The organism is Pedobacter foliorum (assembly GCF_013266735.1).
Taxonomy (GTDB): domain Bacteria; phylum Bacteroidota; class Bacteroidia; order Sphingobacteriales; family Sphingobacteriaceae; genus Pedobacter; species Pedobacter foliorum.
Window position 1 is genome coordinate 16,848 of sequence record NZ_JABSNU010000019.1, and the last position, 21,379, is coordinate 38,226.

The 21,379-nt window shown below is 38.0% G+C and carries 21 protein-coding genes and 1 pseudogene; 19 read left to right on the plus strand and 3 right to left on the minus strand.

Features of this window, described 5'->3' with window-relative positions; translation table 11 throughout:
* Positions 1-48: 48 nt before the first annotated feature.
* From HQN83_RS23150 to HQN83_RS25355, 4 genes and pseudogenes are all read left to right on the plus strand, one after another.
* Positions 49-714, plus strand: a complete 666-nt coding sequence (locus HQN83_RS23150) for an O-methyltransferase (RefSeq protein WP_173093812.1) — start codon at positions 49-51, stop codon at positions 712-714.
* A gap of 11 nt (positions 715-725) precedes the next feature.
* Positions 726-1,349 (plus strand): HAD family hydrolase, encoded by a 624-nt coding sequence (locus tag HQN83_RS23155; protein ID WP_173093813.1) that lies wholly within the window; start codon positions 726-728, stop codon positions 1,347-1,349.
* A gap of 162 nt (positions 1,350-1,511) precedes the next feature.
* Positions 1,512-1,790 (plus strand): hypothetical protein, encoded by a 279-nt coding sequence (locus HQN83_RS25350; protein ID WP_246254572.1) that lies wholly within the window; start codon positions 1,512-1,514, stop codon positions 1,788-1,790.
* A gap of 12 nt (positions 1,791-1,802) precedes the next feature.
* Positions 1,803-2,123: pseudogene (locus HQN83_RS25355) on the plus strand (GIN domain-containing protein); the annotation flags it as partial.
* Positions 2,124-2,196: 73 nt separating this feature from the next.
* On the opposite strand, the gene HQN83_RS23165 reads toward HQN83_RS25355, so the two are convergent.
* Both HQN83_RS23165 and HQN83_RS23170 read right to left on the minus strand, forming a co-directional pair.
* A complete protein-coding gene (locus tag HQN83_RS23165; RefSeq protein ID WP_173093814.1) occupies positions 2,197-3,759 on the minus strand; it encodes a flotillin family protein in 1,563 nt (520 codons plus the stop codon).
* Position 3,760: 1 nt separating this feature from the next.
* Complete coding sequence (locus tag HQN83_RS23170) at positions 3,761-4,327, minus strand: NfeD family protein (RefSeq protein ID WP_173093815.1); 567 nt, start codon at positions 4,325-4,327, stop codon at positions 3,761-3,763.
* 173 nt (positions 4,328-4,500) lie between these two features.
* Between HQN83_RS23170 and ppnP the strand changes: the two genes are divergently transcribed.
* The 7 genes from ppnP (at position 4,501) to HQN83_RS23205 (ending at position 13,846) form a co-directional block, all read left to right on the plus strand.
* The gene (gene ppnP / locus HQN83_RS23175; protein WP_173093816.1) at positions 4,501-4,815 is read left to right on the plus strand and encodes a pyrimidine/purine nucleoside phosphorylase; all 315 of its coding nucleotides are present in this window, start codon (positions 4,501-4,503) and stop codon (positions 4,813-4,815) included.
* A gap of 70 nt (positions 4,816-4,885) precedes the next feature.
* Positions 4,886-6,061 carry an MFS transporter gene (locus HQN83_RS23180; protein ID WP_173093817.1) on the plus strand — a complete coding sequence of 392 codons (1,176 nt, stop codon included), beginning with the start codon at positions 4,886-4,888 and terminating at the stop codon, positions 6,059-6,061.
* 4 nt (positions 6,062-6,065) lie between these two features.
* Positions 6,066-6,815, plus strand: a complete 750-nt coding sequence (locus tag HQN83_RS23185) for a DeoR/GlpR family DNA-binding transcription regulator (protein ID WP_173093818.1) — start codon at positions 6,066-6,068, stop codon at positions 6,813-6,815.
* A gap of 387 nt (positions 6,816-7,202) precedes the next feature.
* A complete protein-coding gene (locus HQN83_RS23190) occupies positions 7,203-7,754 on the plus strand; it encodes a sigma-70 family RNA polymerase sigma factor (RefSeq protein ID WP_173093820.1) in 552 nt (183 codons plus the stop codon).
* Between the two features lie 58 nt (positions 7,755-7,812).
* Positions 7,813-8,736, plus strand: a complete 924-nt coding sequence (locus tag HQN83_RS23195) for a FecR family protein (RefSeq protein WP_173093822.1) — start codon at positions 7,813-7,815, stop codon at positions 8,734-8,736.
* Between the two features lie 68 nt (positions 8,737-8,804).
* Positions 8,805-12,083 carry a SusC/RagA family TonB-linked outer membrane protein gene (locus tag HQN83_RS23200; protein WP_173093824.1) on the plus strand — a complete coding sequence of 1,093 codons (3,279 nt, stop codon included), beginning with the start codon at positions 8,805-8,807 and terminating at the stop codon, positions 12,081-12,083.
* A gap of 2 nt (positions 12,084-12,085) precedes the next feature.
* The gene (locus HQN83_RS23205) at positions 12,086-13,846 is read left to right on the plus strand and encodes a RagB/SusD family nutrient uptake outer membrane protein (protein WP_173093826.1); all 1,761 of its coding nucleotides are present in this window, start codon (positions 12,086-12,088) and stop codon (positions 13,844-13,846) included.
* A gap of 75 nt (positions 13,847-13,921) precedes the next feature.
* Here HQN83_RS23205 and HQN83_RS23210 read toward each other — a convergent pair whose 3' ends face one another.
* Entirely contained in the window at positions 13,922-14,986 is a 1,065-nt protein-coding gene (locus HQN83_RS23210) for a carboxypeptidase-like regulatory domain-containing protein (RefSeq protein WP_173093827.1), read from the minus strand.
* Between the two features lie 115 nt (positions 14,987-15,101).
* Here HQN83_RS23210 and HQN83_RS23215 point away from each other — a divergent pair, with 115 nt between their 5' ends.
* From HQN83_RS23215 to HQN83_RS23250, 8 genes are all read left to right on the plus strand, one after another.
* Entirely contained in the window at positions 15,102-15,509 is a 408-nt protein-coding gene (locus HQN83_RS23215) for a Dabb family protein (RefSeq protein WP_173093829.1), read from the plus strand.
* Between the two features lie 84 nt (positions 15,510-15,593).
* A complete protein-coding gene (locus HQN83_RS23220; RefSeq protein WP_173093831.1) occupies positions 15,594-16,028 on the plus strand; it encodes a cytochrome B in 435 nt (144 codons plus the stop codon).
* Positions 16,029-16,261: 233 nt separating this feature from the next.
* A complete protein-coding gene (locus HQN83_RS23225) occupies positions 16,262-17,665 on the plus strand; it encodes an anthranilate synthase component I family protein (protein WP_173093833.1) in 1,404 nt (467 codons plus the stop codon).
* A gap of 19 nt (positions 17,666-17,684) precedes the next feature.
* Positions 17,685-18,257, plus strand: a complete 573-nt coding sequence (locus tag HQN83_RS23230) for an anthranilate synthase component II (RefSeq protein WP_173093899.1) — start codon at positions 17,685-17,687, stop codon at positions 18,255-18,257.
* Between the two features lie 2 nt (positions 18,258-18,259).
* Complete coding sequence (gene trpC, locus HQN83_RS23235; RefSeq protein ID WP_173093835.1) at positions 18,260-19,051, plus strand: indole-3-glycerol phosphate synthase TrpC; 792 nt, start codon at positions 18,260-18,262, stop codon at positions 19,049-19,051.
* Between the two features lie 22 nt (positions 19,052-19,073).
* Entirely contained in the window at positions 19,074-20,264 is a 1,191-nt protein-coding gene (gene hflX, locus HQN83_RS23240; protein WP_173093837.1) for a GTPase HflX, read from the plus strand.
* A gap of 31 nt (positions 20,265-20,295) precedes the next feature.
* Positions 20,296-20,673: a 30S ribosome-binding factor RbfA gene (rbfA, locus tag HQN83_RS23245; protein ID WP_173093839.1), complete on the plus strand. Its 378-nt coding sequence runs from the start codon at positions 20,296-20,298 to the stop codon at positions 20,671-20,673.
* The gene (locus HQN83_RS23250; protein WP_173093841.1) at positions 20,657-21,364 is read left to right on the plus strand and encodes a peptidoglycan DD-metalloendopeptidase family protein; all 708 of its coding nucleotides are present in this window, start codon (positions 20,657-20,659) and stop codon (positions 21,362-21,364) included. The genes rbfA and HQN83_RS23250 overlap by 17 nt, the downstream gene beginning before the upstream one ends.
* Positions 21,365-21,379 lie beyond the last annotated feature (15 nt).

The window sequence follows — 21,379 nt, forward strand, 5'->3', positions numbered from 1 at the left end:
CCTTGAGGTTTGTAATTGTACATGTCGGCTTGAATTTTATATTTGTATATGGATCAGGAAATATTTGGTAAAGTAGACCATTACATTAGTGAATTGTTGGCGCCGGAAGACAAAGTTCTTAAGGAGACCATAACATCTTTAGATGATGCAGAAATGCCTCAGATTAGTGTAACTGCCAATCAGGGTAAGTTTTTGCAGGTTATTACGCTTATGTGTAATGCAAAAAGAGTACTAGAGCTGGGAACACTTGGAGGCTACAGTACGATATGGCTGGCAAGGTCGATCCCTAATGATGGCAAGATTGTTACAATTGAGTTTGACCCTCGTCATGCAAATGTTGCAAAGCAGAATATTGAGAAAGCCGGACTTTTGGCTAAAGTAGATTTAAGAGTCGGTAAGGCGATGGATGTTATGGTGGAACTTAAAAAGGCTAATGAGGAACCTTTTGACCTTATATTCATTGATGCCGATAAACCACCATATGCTGAGTATTTTGAAATGGCCTTAAGCCTATCGCATTCCGGAACGGTAATAATTTGTGATAATGTAATCAGGGAGGGTAAGGTGCTGGATGAAAATAGTACAGATGAGAGGGTTATTGGCGTGCAACGTTTCAATAAAATGTTGGCTTCTAATCAGAATGTTACCGCGACTATAGTTCAAACTGTCGGTGTGAAAGAATATGATGGAATGGCAATTGCAGTTGTAAAATAAAGGAATTTATTATGAGTCAGAATAAAAAGATCACTACACTTTTTACCGATATCGGTGGGGTGTTACTTACTAATGGATGGGACAGAAAGGCAAGAGCCGAAGCCGCGCAGCTATTCAATCTTGAGCTTATAGAGTTGGAGGAAAGGCACCACCTTACTTTTGATACTTACGAGGTTGGGAAAATTACACTTGATGAGTATTTGGACAGATTGGTGTTTTATGAAGATCGTGACTATTCTAAAGATGACTTTAAAGAATTTATGGTTAGTAAATCGCTTCCGTATAACGACATGATTAAACTGATATGTGACCTTAAGAAAAAGTATAACTTAAAAGTTGCGGTAATTAGTAATGAAGGGAGAGAGCTTAATCAATATAGGATAAGTACTTTTCGGTTGAATGAATTTGTCGACTTTTTTATCTCTTCAAGTTTTGTGCATTTCAGAAAACCGGATGCAGATATCTTTAAGGTAGCTATAGATATTTCTCAGAGCGATGTTGAAACAAGCGTTTATATTGATGATAGGATGCTTTTTGTACAAATTGCGGAAGGGCTTGGCCTCACAGGAATCTGTCATACAGACTACGAAGACACCAAAAAGAAGCTTGCTGATCTTGGGTTAAGCTTAGATTGATCTCATATCTAATAAATATTTACAGCCGTTGGTCGAAATTTTTAGGGAGTTGGTCGTGAGTTACACGATGCTGGTATAATACGCCGAATTTGGCTGAAACGAAAGGGGAGTAATGACGTCTTATTAATAAAAACAGTAAGAAAAACCCTAAAACATAAAGTCATGAAAACTCTAACAAAAGCATTATTCGGAACAACATTAGCAGCAATTTTATTAACCTCTTCGGCGATGACAACTTTGGCTGCCAACAAAATTGAAATTACTTCGGTAAAAACAAGTTCAATTGGAATCAACAAGGTTTGGGTTGCAGGAAATGTGAAGATAGTATTAACGCAAAGTGATAAGGAAGGAGTTTTTGTTGATGAGAACTTTAATGCAGATAAAACATCAGTTTTAAGAGAAGGACAAACTTTGTATATCAACTCTACAGAAAGTAATTAGGTTACTGTAAATGTTTCTGTAAAAGATCTTCAAAGGATACAAGCTGCCGGCGGTTCGGTGGTTGTAACTAAAGGCAACTTTGATGTGAAATATCTTCAGTTGTTTTTAAGTCAAAGTGCAACAGCTAAAATTAAATCTACAGTGGGTAGTTTATATACAGTGATCAGTGATGATGCGGTGTTAAAGATGAGTGGTACTTCGGATGAGCACACCTTGATTGCAAGCAATATGGAGAATGTTAAGTTTGATGATTTTGCTAGTTTGAGAACAGAGAATTTAAGTGAGGGGGCGATTGTGAATGCTGATAAAACAGCGGCAAACAAAGCAAAGTAAGAATTTCTAATCCATGATGAAGCCCCGGTTACTCGGGGCTTTTTTTGTGATATTATTTTTGCATGATATGGTATTATGCAATTGGATCTTCGGCTGGTTTACTTGGTGATTTTGGTGTTTGAGTAGCAGGTGAATCTTTCAAGTCGACTGGCTCAGACCCTTTTAGGTAAGTAGGTAGATTTAATCCTGCCATATTAAACAGGTCATTGAGCGGTGGAACTGTTTTCATCATGCCGGAAACAAAATTTGCGGTAGATGAGTTGCCGTTTTCACTAGTTCCATTACCTGAATCCCAAACAGTGATCTTATCGATTTTAATGTTTTTAACAGCTTCAACTTGAGTTCTAACCAATTCCGGCAACTTCTCAATTAGCAATAGCTGGAATGCTTTGGTTGGATCTCCTCCGGCAGCGGCAACGACTTCTTTATAACCTTCTGCCTGCTTAGTTAAGATTTCAAATAAACCTTTTGCTTCGGCTTCCATTTTTGCAAAGATAGCATCGGCTTCACCTTTAGCGTTTTCTCTAATGGTTTCGGCGTCGGCCTGTGCCTGAATAATTGCTCTTTGTTTGGCAATTTCAGCAGGGATAACAATGTTGGCAATCTGTGTTGCTCTTTCTCTTTCGGAACGAGCGGCCTCAGCTTTTTGTTCGGCCAGGTATGATGCTTCCAAAGCCTGAGCCTGTTGAACCTTTTCTGCAGATACTGCGATTTTTAAGGATTCGGCTTCTTTTTCTCTACGAAGGGCATCAGAATTGGCGATGTCTATTTTTGCCTCATTTTCTCCTTTTACTGCAATAGCATTGGCTTCAGACATCTTAATACGTGAATCTCTATCTGCCTCTGCTTTACCAATTTTCTCATCTTTAGATGCTTCGGCAATACTGATTTCACGGTCTTTCTGGGTAATTGCGATTTTCACATCACGTTCTCGCAAGGTTTCTGCAATCTGTACGTCTTTCTCTCTATCGGCAATGGCTTTACCGGTTTCACCAATCTTGGTTTGCTCAGCAACGCTGATTAAAGCTTCGTTGATAGCTTTGGCAGCAGCTTCTTTACCCAATGCCTCAATGTAACCAGATTCGTCTTTAATATCGGTAACGTTAACGTTGATCAGTTTTAAACCAATTTTTTTAAGCTCTGTGTCTACGTTTTTAGAAATATTGTCGAGGAATTTATCACGGTCAGAATTGATCTCTTCGATAGTCATGGTAGCAATTACCAAACGCAACTGTCCGAAAAGGATATCTTTTGCCAGTTCCTGTATATCGGCAGGGGCAAGGCCAAGCAAACGTTCTGCCGCATTGTTCATGCTGTCGCTTTCTGTTGAAATGGCAATGGTAAAGCGGCAAGGTACATCAACCCTGATGTTTTGACGGCTTAATGCATTTACTAAGTTGGCTTCAATTGAAATTGGTTTAAGATCCAGGTATGCAAAATCCTGAATAACCGGCCATATAAAGGCGCCACCGCCATGGATACATTTGGCAGAAGTGCCTCCCGTTTTTCCGTAAATAACTAAGATTTTGTCTGAAGGACATCTTTTGTAGCGGGCAATTAATGCCGATAGCATTACAAAAATAACGATAACGACAACAACGATAATGGTAAGTGGTGATTGTAAGATGTTTTCCATACTAAATTCTTTCTACGAGTACTATGTTTTGGGTTTCTATACTAACTATTATTACTGATGATCCGCTTTCTATTGATTCACCATTTGTAACGGCATCAATTTCACGGAAGGATCCGTTAATGCTGATCTGGATTTTACCAGTTCCAGATTTATTTGCAGGAATGCGTAGGTAGACACTGGCATTTTTCTTTAGGGTAGATTCTATCTTAAAAGTATTGTCTTCTGCTAATTTTTGAATTTGCTTAATGATCAGAAAAAACAAAACGATGAACCCAATGCCGACTAATACGGAGGTGATGATGAGTAAAGGCTTATTGGTAATGATTGAGTAAAATGAGATCCCTGTCCAGCTGAGTCCTAAAAGAAAGTTAATTAAATTTCTGAATGAGAATAGTTGGAATGGTGCATCAGGGTGGTCCAGATTTCCATCAAAGTCTGCATCTATTCCATCGGCAGAATCGATACCAATAAATGTTAAAATAGTTTGAATTGTAAAAATCAAACTTACAGGTATGGCTATATACCAAAATGTCCTTAGTAAGGGTTCGAGAGCGTTAAAATAATCCATTATCGTAAAAATATGATTTTTCTGATACTAAAGCAATTAAAAATGGTGTGTAATTACCTTATTTGAACAATAAATGTAGATGGTGGGCTTTGCGATTATTAAGCGTTGAGATTTAAATTAATTAATACATTTGCGGCCGATAACAACCTTGAACCCAATAAAAAACAAAAATCATGAGTAACTCTGAGAACTCTTCTGAACTTAACGAGTCAGTATCCCACAATGTATATTTTGAAGGAAAAGTACAAAGCCTTGGTCTGGAAACAACAAAAGGTAAGGCTACTGTTGGTGTAATGAAAAAAGGAACTTATACGTTTTCTGCTTCTTCGCCAGAGGAAATGGTAATTGTATCAGGCATTATGAAGGTAAAGCTTGAAGGGGAAGACTTTAAAGCATACAAAGAACAGAACAATTTCCATGTAGCCGCCGGAACGTCATTTGATATTATATGCGAAGATGATGTAGCTTATATCTGTTATTACGGATAATAAGATTAGATGCTGTATTGAGTTGCAAATTATTGCAAATTTGCGTTAATTTGCAACTCAATTACTTTGCATGAATATTATTGAAAAGACAGTAGGAGCTAGAAAGGCTACAAAGGCGGTATTCTTAGTATGTGGACTTGGAGTGTCCAGTTGGGCGCCAATGGTTCCTTATGCTAAAGAAAGGCTTCATTTAAATGATGCGAGTTTGGGCCTGCTTCTTTTACTATTAGGCACGGGTGCTATTAGCATGATGCCTGTAAGTGGTATCTTGTCAAATCGCTATGGAAGCCGCATTGTTATGCTTTGTTCTGCAATCGTTATGGCACTAACACTTCCATTACTTTTAATTATGGATAATGTTATCTGGATGGGGGTAATACTGTTCATATTTGGTTCGGCAGTTGGGACTGTTGATGTGGCCATGAACTCTCATGGAGTACATGTACAAAACAGATTTGGTAAACCAATTATGTCATCCCTTCATGGACTTTTTAGTGTTGGAGGGCTTTTAGGTTCTCTGGGTTTGGGTTTTCTGATGAAACTTGGCCTGGAACCAATAACAGCCGCTATAAGTATTGCTGTTTTGCTGATCATTATTGTTTCATGGAAATATACTGCCTTGTTTGATGTGGAGACTGAAAGGGCTGCCATTCAAGAGTTCTCTTCAAATGATCAAAACAGTAATTCCAGGTCGTTCTCATGGCTAACCGGAAGTGTTCTTTTTCTAGGTGCAATGTGTTTTGCCGTTTTTCTCGCTGAGGGATCGATGTTAGATTGGAGTGCAGTTTTTTTAACAGAAAATAGAAAAATAGATGAAGAGCTGGCGGGTGTTGGTTATGCTGCATTTTCAATTGCAATGGCCACTATGCGTTTACTTGGGGATAAACTTGTTTCTCATCTTGATGGCCCTAAAGTTGTTATTGGGGGAAGTCTTATTGGGGCAGCAGGAATCTTTTTAGTAATACTTACACCGTGGTTGGTTACTGCTTTGCTTGGTTTCATATTATTGGGTTTAGGAGCTGCCAATATTGTTCCTGTATTCATTAGTGAAGGGGGGCGTTTAAAAAATGTTTCTGCTTCAGTATCCATTCCGGCAATTACTACCATTGGTTATGCCGGACAGTTGGCGGGGCCAGCAATGCTTGGATTCATCGCTCATCAATATTCCTTACCTTTTGCTTTAGGTTTTAGTGGCTTTTTGCTTATCCTGGTGGCTGTTTTTTATAAAATGAAACCCAAATATTAGTGCTATGTTAAAAGAAGAGCGTTTCGATCATATCATTAATCTTTTAAAGCGAAACGGCAAAGTAGCTTACGATTTACTTTCAATGGAACTAAATGTATCCGAAGATACCATTAGAAGAGACATTGAGACACTTCATGGTAATGGATTATTAGCCAAAGTAAGAGGTGGTGCTATTTTACCTTCAAGGAATCCATTAAGTTTTCAGAATCGTACTGAATATCTTACTGAGGGCAAAGAAGTAATCGCGCTAAAGGCTCAACAATTTATCAATAAAGGGCAAACTGTGTTTATGGATGGTGGAACTACTATATGTGCAATTGCGGCACACTTGCCATTAGATTCCAGTTTTCGGGTGGTCACTAATAATCAGGCGCTTATTCCAATACTTTCAAAGTTTAAAGGAGTTGAAATCATTGTACTTGGTGGAGTTTATAACCGTAATACTGAAACGAATACTGGAGTTAAAACTTGTGAAGAGGTTAAGCAGTATGTAGCAGATTTGTATTTTATGGGCACGTGTGCTGTTCAAAGTAAATTTGGTATTACTGCTGTAGTAAACGAAGATGGAGAAGTGAAACAAGCAATGTTAAATTCTTCAATAAAAAAGGTTGCATTTAGTAATGCTGAGAAGCTTGATAGCGTGCATAGTTTTAAGGTATGCGATATACAAGAAATAGATGTGCTGATTACAGATATCCCAAGTGATGATAATAGATTAGATGCTTATCGTAATTTGGGAATAAAATTGGTTTAACAAGAAGAAGGGTGGATGAACCCTAAACACCCACCCTGGTTCCTGTGCTTATCTCCCTCACTTTTCTAAAAAGGTCCTCCCCGGACAAATAACGTAATGCAAAAGCCAGGCCGCAAAAGAAAAGATGCTTTAAGGTGTAATTAGAAGGGTAGCCTTAAATAGACAAGTGTATAGTACTCATCAAAATGTAGAAAGAATATCCTGAATTGCGTCGGTGTGTATAGCTTGGCTGCTGAAATAAAATCACGGCAATTTTATATTAAGCTTTTTTGCATAAAATAAGTATATTCAGCTAACCAAATACTGAAAATTAATTTAAATATAACCTTTAAATAAAATTGAGGCCATTTAAGTTTTGTTACTTAGCATACAAAGAGACATGCTCCAATGAAAGATCTTAAAAGCTTTGAATATATTTATATCCAACATTGGGAAAAATTATATGCCTTCTGTTTTAAGATGACATGTGATGATTATGTTTCACAAAATATAGTACAGGATATCTTTACCGACCTGTGGGACAGAAGAGATAAAGTCCAGATCTTATCCATAGAAAATTATTTGTTTAGGGCCGCCAAAAATCAGGTATTAAAAGAGTACAGAAAAAAGCGCTTTGATACGATAGTTCTTGAGGAAAGATTTGAGAACTACCTAGTTGAGAATACTCCTTCACTGGAGCCTGAACTACTGGCTAAACTTTATTCTTTATTAGAGCATCTTCCGGAAAAGAGGAAAGAAATTCTGATTATGAATAAATTGGAGGAAATGGATATAGCACAAATTGCAGCTAAACTAAATCTCTCCAAACAAACTGTAAAAAATCAGGTTTCTTCGGCATTAAAGCAGTTAAGACTCCATGCGGGAGAAACATTCTTGTTAATCTTTGCGCTTGGAATTTACCTCGCTGCCCATCTTAATGATATCTTAATAATAATTTAACAAATTCAGATAGTACTTTTTTGCCATCGATGGTACTTATAGGTGATTTATAAGTATTATGACAAAAAAGAAGATACACTATCTCAGATATCTGATAGAGAAAAGGGAGAAAAATGAAATTTCTGAAGCAGAGAAAAATCTGTTAGAAGACTTTTTAGATAAAGAGTTTGAGAATGCTGAATGGGATAGTGCTAAAATGCGTTCTAAGGAAGCCGTTTCAGCAGAGATATTTAGGAAGATAAAACCTAACAGCCCGGTAAAAAAATCGCTCGTAAACTATTATAAGTATGCCGCGGTAGCATGTATTGTCTTGATGCTGGGCCTTGGAATCTTGTTGAAGTCTGGGGTTGATGTTAAAGATATTACCGTAACAACTCTGTCTGCTACCGATTCTGTAAAGCTTAATGATGGTTCGTTGGTTTACCTTGCTGCAAACTCAGTCTTTAAATACCCTGAACAATTTAACGGTGAAACCAGATCTGTTACCCTGTTAAAAGGTAATGCATTTTTTAAAGTTTCAAAAGACCCACATCACCCTTTCATCATCACATCTGCCAATATTAAAACAAAAGTATTGGGAACTTCATTCCATATCAGTCTTGATAAAGGGAGATCAAGCGTTACCGTTATTACCGGGCATGTTAGGGTATCTTCAGATAAGCAGATTGCTTATTTAGAACCCAATGAAAGGGCAGTTATCACTACATCAGGACTTACAAAGCAAAGTGTAAGTGATATGTGGCTTTACAGCTGGTATAAGAAGGACATAGATTTAAGCGATGTAACCCTCCACAAAATATTTACCCTCCTGAATTTCAAGTATGGGGTAAACTTTAAACCCGAAGATAAAGAGATACTAAATACAAGAATAACATTATATATCAAGGGCGGTTTATCGCTTCAAAATATCCTGGATCAAATCAATTATGTTACACACCTAAAATTCAAACAATATGGAAATACCGTAGTCGTAAATCATTAAAAAAAACCGCAGTTGCTGAGAACAACTACGGCTAACTATTAAGTATCAAATAAATTAATAACTTAAATATGCACTATAAATATACTTTTTTTAACCTGAAAAGGATATGTTTTCTGCCTGCCATTTTTCTGCTTATGCAGCCGGCACAGTCAAAAACATTGGTAAACAGTTACTTCGGTGAAAATGCTAAGGCGCCTAATGAGACCTTGGTAAACATCTTTTTACAATTGAGCAAGCAAACGAACTATAAGTTTAGCTATAGTGAGGCGGTAATTGCCGATAAGAAAACATATCCTGTTAGCTACTCTAAACCACTTAAAGAGGTGCTTAAAGATCTGTCGGAAAAAGCTGATTTTAGCTATAGTATTGTTGAAAATCTGGTGCTAATTAGCAAGAATAAAAAAGATAAAGCTGCCTCCATTGTGTCGCCTCAGCAGATCATAAGGGGTAAGGTGTTGGACGAAAAAGATATGCCGCTTTCCGGAGCAACAGTTAGAGAGCCTGGAACAAAAAATGGCGTAAGTACCAATGCGAAAGGAGAGTTTGAAATTAAGACGGCTAAAGGGAAAACATTAGAAATATCCTTTATAGGGTATAAAAATAAGCTGGTTACCGTAGATGCCGATTTACTTACCATTAAACTGGAACCTGATGCATCAAATCTGGGCGAAGTTTTAGTTGTAGGTTATGGAAAACAAACAAAAAAGGATGTAACAGGGTCAGTTACCCAACTAGATGAAAAGAGCTTCAGGCAAGGAGTTGTAGTATCTGCAGATAACTTATTACAGGGTAAGGTTGCCGGTGTAAGGGTAGTGAACAGTAGTGGCGAGCCTGGTGGTGGGGTTGATGTAACTATCCGTGGTGTAGGCTCAATCAGAAGCGGAAGCACACCTCTTTTTGTAGTAGATGGAGTTCCTTTGACTAACGACGATGTAAGTCCGACCGGACAAAATGTAGGATTCGGATCATCGAAGGCAAAGAACCCGCTTAACTTTTTAAATACAAGTGATATTGAATCTATCTCTGTTTTAAAAGACGCTTCTGCTGCGGCAATTTACGGAGCCCGTGGATCCAACGGTGTAGTTATTGTAACCACCAAAAAAGGGAAAAAAGGAGAAGCTTCTTTCACGGCCGATTCTTATCTTGGCCTTTCTACTGTAGCGCATAAGCTTGATTTGCTTTCTGCAGATGAATATCGTAAGGCAATTACTGAGAAGGCTTTTGATCATGGGGGCAACACCGATTGGCAGGATGTGATTTACCGTCGTGCTCAAACAAGAAACAATTCGTTGTCGTTTTCAAAACAAACCAATTCCGGGAATTATTATGTGTCTGCGGCGCAAATGGATCAGGAAGGTATTGTAAAGAACAGTGATTTCAGACGTACTTCAGGCAGGATTAATGCTTCTGAGTCTTTTCTGGATAACCAGCGTTTAAAAATTGGCGTAAATCTTACCGCAAGTGAAACAAAAGATGATGGTGTTCCAACCAGTGATGACGGGGGGTCTAATGGTCAGTTAATTATACAAACACTAATGTCCAACCCAACTCGTCCGGTCTTTGACGAAAATGGTAAGTACACAAATTTCAATATGAATGCGCATTATAACCCGGCTTATTTGTTAAGCGTTTATCGGGACAGGACACGCACATTAAGGGTTCTTGGAAATATGGATCTTTCTTTCAGAATATTGAAAGGTCTTGAATACAAATTTAATCTCGGTTTAGATCGTTCTGTAGCAGAAAGGAATACTACGATCTTCCCTAACCTTACCGATATTAATCCAACGGGGAAGTATGTCCAGTACAATTTAAACTCCAAAAGCACACTTATGGAGCACTATCTGAATTATAATTTGTTAGAAGGTAAACACAAACTGGAAGTTCTTGGCGGATTCTCTTATCAGAAGTTTGAGAGGGGAGGGAATAGCTTTAGCATTGATGGGATAGCTGCTGAAAGTTCAGGTGTTTTGCCTGAAAATAATCCAGGCTTTGCTGGGAAACAAACAGGGGTATTCGGATTTGCACAGGAAAATGAGTTGCAGTCGTTTTTCTCAAGGGTTAACTATTCGTATGCAAATAAATACCTGTTAACAGCTTCCGTACGTGCTGATGGTTCTACCCGTTTCGGAAAGAACAACAAGTATGGTTACTTTCCTTCTTTTGCACTTGGCTGGAACATGTCGCAGGAAGATTTTCTGAAAGATGTTCCTTTCCTTGACAACCTAAAATTAAGAGCTAGCTGGGGCCAGACTGGTAACCAGGAGGTTGAAAATAAAATCACAAAGGCGAGCTATGCATTGTCGACTGGCGATGGATACTACTTGTATAATGATTTAGCTCTGGTAAATGGTATATCTGTAACCCGAACACCAAATCCTGATTTAAAGTGGGAAGTAGTAACTCAATATAATGTAGGATTGGATTTTGAGCTATGGAAAGGGAAATTGTATGGAACATTGGATTACTTCAAAAAAACCACAACTGACGCTATCCTTAATATTCCTTCACAAGTTTTAAGTCCAACCAATACGGTATGGGTAAATATTGATGGTAAAATTGTAAATAAAGGGTTTGAGTTTATGCTTGGCTCAAGGCTGATCGATAACGGTAATTTCACCTGGTCAATTGATGCCAACGGTGCTACGCTCCAAAATAAAATTGAAAATCTACCGGTTTCAGAAATCCTGTCGGGAACTATATCTGGTCCTGGACAATCAGGAGTAGCAGCTAATATTTATAAAAGTGGTTACGCTGCGGGTTCATTTTACTTATTGGAGCATATCGGTTATGATGATAAAGGAGCTAATATCTTCAAGGATGTTAACAATGACGGGGTAATCAATAACAATGACCGTGTAATTATCGAAGGGGCAATTCCGAAATTTACCTATGGTTTTAATAGTCAGATGACTTACAGAAATTTCGACTTCTCCTTTTCAATCATAGGGCAGTCAGGAGGTTATTTAGTAAATAATACAGGCTTAAATGCATTGAATATTAATAACCTGGCTTCAGACAGAAACGTTTCTACCCGTTATTTTAAATCAGGGGCTAATCCAGCAAATCCCCCTCAACTTTCTACGCTCTACTTAGAGAAATCAGATTTCCTAAGGCTAAATTCTGCACGTCTGGGTTATAATTTTAAGTTCAGCAAGCTTACCTGGCTTAATGGTTTAGGCATTTATGTTACCGGACAAAATTTATTTACAATCACTAATTACAGTGGTTACGATCCATTAATTAACAGCCCAAAATCGAGTGGTGGAAATCAATCATTGGGTATAGATTATTCCAGCTATCCAACTGCAAAAACGTTTCTTTTTGGCGCAACTATAAAATTATAAAGATGAAAACAAACAAACTATTTAGAGCAAGAAATATCATATTTCTACTTGGTGCCTTGTTTCTTACCAATTGTACAAAATTAAACGAGGTTGTGCTTGATGAAGTATTAGGTGAAGACGCCTCCAATCCTGCGGGTGCTTTAGCCGCTGCTTACGACAGGTTAGGTGACGGAACCTTTGTAGATCATGGAGGTGTATTTTCATTACAGGAATACACTACAGATGAGGCCCTTCTGCCTACACGGGGGAGCGACTGGGGTGACGGCGGTAAATGGCGATCTATGCATGAGTTTACCTGGGCTGCCGATAACCCTATTGTAACGGACAACTGGAATATGCTTACCAACGGGATCACCAGATCATTAACGGCTATAAAAGCAAACAGCACAGGCACTGGTGCGCAAAAAGACCTTTTTCTTGCTGAAGCTAAAGGCTTATTAGCCTACTATACCTATACTACTCTTGATCTCTTTGGGCAAGCCCCTTACCGTGATCCTGCTAATGAAAAGGCTCCGCTCGAAATTAAACAGGCGGGGTCAGCAATAGATGAGCTTATAACAGAGGTAGAAGGTTTAATCCCAAGCCTGGCGTCTCTCGGAGAGCAATCTACCCATAATGGAAGATTTACTAAAGAAGCGGCTTACGGCTTATTAGCTAATATGTACCTAAACCGTGCAGTATATAAAGATCGCTATGCTGCTTCTTTTAATTTTAACGAGAAGTCGGTAAACAGCAATGATTCTGATATGGATAAGGTTATCTATTACACCTCATTATTGATCAATCCTGGCAAATTCCGTCTAGAAAGTAATTATTTCGACAACTTCGCTATCAAAAATTCGGGTGGTTCTGAACTTATCTTTGTGGTCGTGCAAAAAATAGATTACATCAGAAATGGCTCTAATTCTTTTGCCTATGTTGGGGTAGAACGTAACCAAAAACCGTCTCCTGCAAATAGGGGAACTAATGCGGCATGTATCAGTCCGGAATTTTATGCTACCTGGAACGGAAACCATGATGATCCAAGATTCTCCCGAAAATATCAGTATAGTGATGGAACCTGGTTTATGAATGATGCAGTAGGGAGTGTGCCTGCAACAGATATCGTTCCTAAAAGTAATAATCTGCCGTGGTTTCATTTCAATCGTGGTATCATGGTAGGTCCTCAATACGGCCCTAAACTTACCTCTACAGGTGGTTTTGAAATGACTGACAATGGAAGGATTAAAGTTTCTGAACTTTATATGGAAAAAAGCACAGGTACACGGATGGATTTTACTCCTGAGCTTAATTTTACTAATCCTACCCAAGCTGTATTTGCTCAAAATCAGATCAATAGAGGAGCGCGAGTATTTAAGTTTGAGTTTGATCCTGAGGAAGGAAATGGAACTAGTAATGTCGATATTCCATTGTTCCGTTTAGGAGTTATTTATACAATGAGGGCGGAAGCTTATTTCCGTAAAGGACAAACTGCATTGGCATTAAGCGATATTAATACTTTGCGTACCTCAAGAAAAAGAGAGTCGCTTTATGGAGATGCACCAGGTGTAGCAATATTGTCACTTGATGAAGCTACCCTTTATAAAGAAATTGCTTTTGAAACTTATTGGGAAATGTTCAGAAGACCGCAGATGATACGTTTTGGGAAGTATGAGCTTCCATTTAGTGCAAAGCCTACATCTCAACCAACCAGAAGGATATTTCCAATACCTCAATCAACGTTAGATGTAACCAAGGCCTTTCATCAAAATCAAGGATATTAAGGTTGTTTCAGACTTAACATAATTTAGTAGGGTTGTCAGGGAGTAAATTAGTCCCAGACAACCCTTTTTTTTGAATTAGTTATACTCAAACGGCAGTTGGTCGCCGATCCTTTTACCTCCCCAAAAACCTTGGATAAAAAAGCTTCGATAATCCACATAACTACCTTTGCTATCTACCATAGCTTCATCCAAAAAGAGTCTGACAATTGATCCATGTTTACCCATCCACTGAGTGATCGTTTTTTTATCATCAGGGTTATCGGAGATCAAAGCCTTTCCTTTATTTAAAACAACATAGAGACGGGTTTTGAATTTTAATTTAACAAAATTACTATCGGTTCTATTGATGTATTTTTCCATGTCTACAGGTATAGGGGCTAGTTGTAGTGGTTGTATGTTATTCATTACCTCATGGGTAACAAATCCTTCTTGTGTTAACGTATTTTTGTAAAGGGATCTTAAGTAATGCATAAGGGATCCTTCGTAGGCTTCTTTTCTGTTGGCAATCCAGTCATTTTTTTCATTATCAGACCCTTCAAGATTTTCGAACATAGATTCACCATCGTAACTTGTAACACCGGTTTCTTTGTTGTAACGGAAGTTTCTGAGTAGGTATTTGATGCGATAGCCCAAGCTTTTGTTTTCAATAATTAGGAAGTCATCAGTTGTAGCCTCAAGAATCTTTTTTATGGTCGAGAAATCAAGTATTTCCAGGTTTAATATCTTACACTGCTTTGCATTCTCAGATTCTCCCAGAAAATTTTTAAGAAATATTTTTATGTTCTCCTTTCGTTGAGAATTATTTCCGATTACTACCTCACGTAAAATTGTAGGTTTGTCTATCATTATGATATTTAATGAGATAGATTGGTTCTGGATAATAACGTTTTGTTTTTTAGAACTATAACCAATCATACTCACGATAACCTGATAGGTGCCGGGTTTGATATTTGAGAATTTAAACTCACCTTGGGCATTGGTTACTGTGCCTTTTTGTGATCCGTCAATGAAAACTGTAGCCCGTTCGATGGCTTCGTTCTTTCCGTTGAGTACTGTGCCGGTTATGTTAAAGACTTCTTGGGCTTTTAATATGCCTGAGCAGATTAAAATAATAAAGATCGAGAGTGTAATTCGTTTCATTGTTAACGGGTTAGTAATAGCGATTAAGCTAATATAAAAGAAAAGGGTAGAGATTCAATAGAATAGGGGAGCTCAATCATTACTATAAACTTTATTTTTCATAGATTTATGCATTATGAATAAATCTAACAGAAGGAAATTTATTGGAACAGCTGCTGCTCTGGCAGTTGGAACAGTTGCAACTGCTATGCCGTTAACAAGTATGAAAAAAAATTACCCGGTGGTACACCATGTGTTTTTCTGGTTGAAAAACCCAGAATCAAAAGAGGATCGTGATAAATTGGTTGCAGGTGTGAAAGCACTTTCAAAAATCCCGACAGTACGTGAATTGCATGTGGGTATAGTTGCCAGTACAGAGAAACGAGATGTTATTGATAGCAGCTGGGGAGTATCAGAACTAATGTTCTTTAGTGATCTTGAGGGGCAGGCAACGTATCAGACACATCCAATACACATGGAGTTTATAAAAAACTATAGCCATTTGTGGGAGAAAGTGATTGTTTATGATGCAGTTGAAGCTTAAAATAGAATCATTTTAAATATCATTTAGTAACTGGCTATTACATAAAGCATAAAGTAATTACTTAAGTTTGAAAGAAAAACCGTTATGAATTTTTATCACATTTTAAAGAGTGCACACTCAGGATGGCGTTATATCGTCTTAATTTTATTGGTATTGGCAATTGTAAGCGCTATTGTAGGGTGGCTTGGGAAAAAACCATATACAGAAGGAAATAGAAAATTGAATGTGTTTACTTTAATCTTTGTGCATACCCAAATTTTATTTGGTTTGGTGCTGTATTTTGTAAGCCCTCTAGTTGAAGCGGGAATAAGATACTGGAAGATGGAGCATATTGCGATGATGATTTTTGCTGCTATTTTAGTTACTGTAGGCAATGCAAGATCAAAAAGAGTAGCCGATCCATCGACTAAACATCGTACTATAGCATTATATTTTGGATTAGGATTAATTGTAATTATTGCATCGATTATTCAGATGACAATGGTAGATCCTAGCCGTAGTTTTTTTGGAGTTTCATAAATTTCACAATTTAATTTTGTTTAGTAAGATTTATTTATATTTTTGTTGCACATGATTAACAATATACATACTTGGCAATGGCGTGGTAATTCTGAAAAGAGTTTCGTCGTAACCTTGTGTACCTTATAGTTTATCAACCTAAACCAAACCACATTGTAAAACCCGACGTAACCACACGCCGGGTTTTTTTATGATCCGGCAATTTGAATAAATGAATTGAAACAAATGTTATTATGAATAATTATACCATTAACACAACTTATAAAAAGAGACTTGCAGATACCACTACTCCGGTAAGTATTTACCTGAGGTTGAGAGATGTATTTCCGAATACAATTTTATTGGAAAGCTCCGACTATCATAGCCGTGAGAACTCAATGAGTTATGTGTGTGCTGAACCTGTTGCCGGTATCATACTACAGGATGGAGTCTTGTCGTCTTATTTTCCTGATGGGAGGAAAGAGGAGAAAACGGAGTTTGTATTAACCAAAGAGATTGATGCTTTTAAAGCTGCTTTTACACCTGATGTAATTGAAGGCAATAGGCATATTTCGAGTGGTTTGTTTGGGTATTTTACATGGAATGCTGTACAGCATTTTGAAGATATAACATTCTCTTCTGAAACACCGAAAGGTGAAGAGATTCCTACAATGCAGTATCATATTTATAGATATATCATTGCCATTGATCACTTCCGTAATGAAATCACCTTGTTTAAAAACAGATTTAATGGTGATGATAATGAGGATCTGGAAAAGATGGAATACATTATACAGAACAAAAACTATCCGGAATATAGCTTTAGAACGAATGGTGAAGAGCACTCCAATCTGACAAATGAGGACTTCATGAACATGGTTGATAAACTTAAGAAGCACATATTGCGTGGAGATGTTTTTCAAATAGTTCCTTCACGGGCATATAATCAGGCTTTTTTAGGGGATGAATTTAATGTTTACAGGTGTTTAAGGTCAATAAACCCTTCTCCATATCTATTTTATTTTGACTATGGAAGTTTTAAGCTTTTTGGTTCATCGCCAGAAGCTCAAATAACCATAAAGAATAATGTAGCTAATATTTTTCCTATTGCAGGTACCTTTAAGCGTACAGGAAATGATATTGAGGATGCAGAACAAGCAAAAAAATTAGAGGAGGATCCTAAAGAAAGTGCCGAGCATGTAATGTTGGTAGATTTAGCAAGGAACGACCTTAGCAGACATTGCAGTGGTGTTGAGGTGAAGTCTTTTAAAGAGGTTCAATACTATTCTCACTTGATTCACCTGGTTTCTAAAGTTAGTGGTAACCTAGAGGAAAATGTATCTGCTTTTAAGGTTGTTGCTGATACTTATCCGGCAGGAACATTAAGTGGTGCTCCTAAATATAGAGCGATGCAGTTGATTGATGAGAATGAAGGGCTTGGAAGAAACTTTTATGCCGGAGCACTTGGCTACATGGGCTTTAATGATGAGTTTAATCATTGCATTATGATCAGGACGTTTATGAGTAAAAATAATCAATTGCACTACAGGGCTGGTGCAGGTATTGTTGCCGATTCCATTCCTGAAAACGAACTGAATGAAGTAAATAACAAAATTGCTGCTTTGCGCAGGGCAATTGAAATGGCTACGCAAATTTAAGATGGAGAATAATAAGATCATGCAAAAGAAAGTTTTGGTTATAGATAATTACGATTCGTTTACTTATAACCTGGTGCATTTAGTTAATGAATTAGGCAGGGATGTTGAAGTGTGGAGGAATGATAAATTTGAGCTTGCAGATGTTGAGCAGTATGATAAAATTCTACTTTCGCCAGGACCAGGGATACCTGAAGAGGCTGGATTGTTACTTGACGTAATCAGAACCTACGCATCAACCAAGAGTATTTTTGGTGTTTGTTTAGGTCAGCAGGCAATTGCTGAGGCATTTGGAGGAAGTTTGTTAAATTTAGGCAGGCCGATGCACGGAATTGCTACGCCAATTACGGTTTTGGATAAGAATGAGGTGTTGTTTAAAGATTGTCCGGAGGTGATTAAAGTAGGTCGCTACCATTCATGGGTGGTTAGCAATGAAGGGCTACCTGATTGCTTTGTAGTTACTGCAACGGACGATACGGATGAGATTATGGCATTGAGCCATAAGACACTTGATGTTCGTGGGGTACAATTTCACCCGGAAAGCGTACTTACTGAATACGGAAAACAGATGATGAAAAACTGGCTAGAAAGTTAAATATGAATATTTTAGATAAAATTGTACTAAGGAAGAAAGAAGAAGTGGCTTTGGCTAAGCAGAATGTTTCTGTTAAACAGCTGGAGGCTGCCCTTCATTTTAACCGCAATCCATATTCTTTTAAAGAGTTTTTATTAGCGGAAGACCGCACTGGTATTATTGCTGAGTTTAAACGTCGTTCTCCATCTAAAGGTGTTATTAATGACAAAGTTACAGTTGCTGATGTCACTACAGCTTATGCTTCGGCAGGAGCGTCGGCACTTTCTGTACTAACAGACACAGATTTCTTTGGAGGTCATCAACAAGACTTATTGGAAGCCAGGGCTGCGAATAAGGTTCCTATTCTGAGAAAGGACTTTATGATTGATGAATACCAGATTCTTGAAGCAAAAGCCTGGGGCGCTGATATCATTTTATTGATTGCCGCCATTCTTACGCCTCAAGAGATTGCTGGTTTTGCAAGCACAGCAAAGGGTTTAGGCCTTAATGTGTTATTGGAAGTGCATAATCAGGAGGAGTTGGAGAGAAGCATTTGTAAGGATCTGGATGCGATAGGCGTTAACAATAGAAATCTAGCTGATTTTACGGTAAATATTCAGACTTCTTTTGATCTTGTTGACCAGATTCCTGCTGACTTTATGAAGATCTCTGAAAGTGCCATTAGCGATACTTCGACAATTAAATTATTGAAACAAGCTGGATTTAATGGCTTTTTGATTGGCGAGAACTTCATGAAAACTGAAGACCCTGGTGTTGCAATCAGAGAGTTTGTCAGTGAGTTGATCTCGGTATAACTTTTGTATCTTTGTACTTTACATGGGAAAACAGAAATATTACGACACGGCAGTTAAGCCGGAACGGGCGGTACTTGTAGGAGTAATCAGACCCGGTGAAAAGCCAGAGGAAACCCGGGAATACCTGGATGAGCTTGCTTTTCTTGTAGATACGGCGGGTGGTATTGTGGAACGTGAGTTTACACAGAAGATGCTGAAGCCAGACCGTGGAACTTTTGTAGGGACAGGGAAGTTAGAAGAAATACAGGCTTATGTAAAGTCTGAAGAGATTGATATGGTTGTTTTTGATGATGAGCTTTCACCATCACAGCTAAGAAATATAGAACGGGAACTACAGGTTAAAATATTAGACCGCAGTAACCTGATCCTTGATATTTTTGCCAGCAGGGCACAAACTGCACAAGCTAAAACTCAGGTTGAGCTTGCACAATTACAATACTTATTACCTCGACTTACTCGCTTATGGACTCACTTAGAGCGCCAAAAAGGTGGTATTGGTATGAGGGGGCCGGGTGAAACTCAGATTGAGAGTGATAGAAGGATGATTCTTGAAAAGATTTCCCTTTTAAAAACCAGATTGGGCCTGATTGATAAGCAGAACGAAACGCAAAGGAAGAATCGCGGACAGCTAATACGTGTTGCGCTTGTTGGATATACTAACGTAGGAAAATCTACGATTATGAATATGCTTTCTAAATCTGAAGTATTTGCTGAGAATAAATTATTTGCAACCCTGGATACCACGGTAAGAAAGGTTGTTATTGAAAATCTGCCATTTTTATTGTCAGATACTGTAGGGTTTATCAGGAAATTGCCTCACCATTTAGTAGAATGCTTTAAATCGACATTAGATGAGGTGCGTGAAGCTGATGTATTGATTCATGTTGTAGACGTTTCTCATGCTAATTTTGAGGATCAGATCAACGTGGTAAATGAAACCTTAAAAGATCTTGGGGCAAGAGATAAGGAGACAATCATGGTGTTCAATAAAATGGATGCTTACGTGAGCCCGGAACCTGATCATGAAGAGGAGGAAAGAGTAGTGCTTACGCTTGATGATTTTAAACGTAGCTGGATGGCAAATCATAATGCCCCATCTATATTTATATCAGCCCTGCACAAAGAGAATTTAGAAGAATTTAAGCAATTATTATACGATAAAGTTGTGGCTTTACATACCGAACGCTATCCTTATGATAAGTTGTTATATTAATTAATGCCGTTAAAGAAGAAAGAGAAAAATTATGGAAAGTAAACGTCAACAGAAATTTGCCGGGGTGATACAAGAGGAATTAGCTGCTATTTTTCAGCGTGAAGGTTCTGCATATTTGCCTAATACACTGGTTACTATTACTAAGGTTCGCGTTTCTCCGGATTTGGCGGTAGCAAAGGTTTATTTAAGCTTTTTAAATACAAACAACACTACTTTGTCGGTTGCTGAAGTAAACTCTCACTCAAGTGAGATTAGATATAAACTGGGTGCGCGTATTCGTCACCAAGCTCGTGTAATTCCTACGCTTACCTTCTTTTTAGACGATACCAACGAGTACGTTGAGCATATGGATAAAATATTCGATAAAATATCCAGAGACCGTAAGGAGACGGATGAAGAGGCAGACTAATCTTTTAGATGCCTTAAATCGGGACGATATCGTAATTGGTAGGGTGGTCGATTTTGCCCCTGCTCATGACTTGTTGTATCCTCTTGATTTTACCAATGCGAACAAAGAGCTCACAAGTGATATTTTAGAGGATACCGACCTTTTTACCAATTGGGTTGAAAATAAACTACAACTAAATGCTTGTCGCTATGGCATTGGCGGATATAATGAACATAGGTCTATCTATGCCCGGAGTGCCCATTTCGATACAGATGAAGAGCCCAGAAGATTACATTTAGGTGTAGACATCTGGGGCCCTGCAGGAACTCCTGTTTATAATTTTCATGATGCAGTAGTTCATAGCTTTAAGTTCAATAATAATTTTGGCGACTATGGAGGAACTATTATCCTGAAATATGTTTTGGGAGATGTGGTAATTCATGCGCTATACGGGCATTTAAGTGTTGCATGTTTAGATGGTTTGGAAGAGGGGATGTACATTCCTTCCGGGCAACAATTCGCAACATTTGGAGCTAAAGAAGAAAATGGTTTTTGGCCACCTCATTTACACTTTCAATTGATATTCAACATGCAGGCATTGAAAGGTGATTATCCTGGTGTGTGCCAATATTCTAAAAGAGATATTTATCTGAATAATTGTCCTGATCCTGCACCAATATTAAAGCACACATTTTCATCTGCTTTGGTTTAAAATACGTAAATTGGT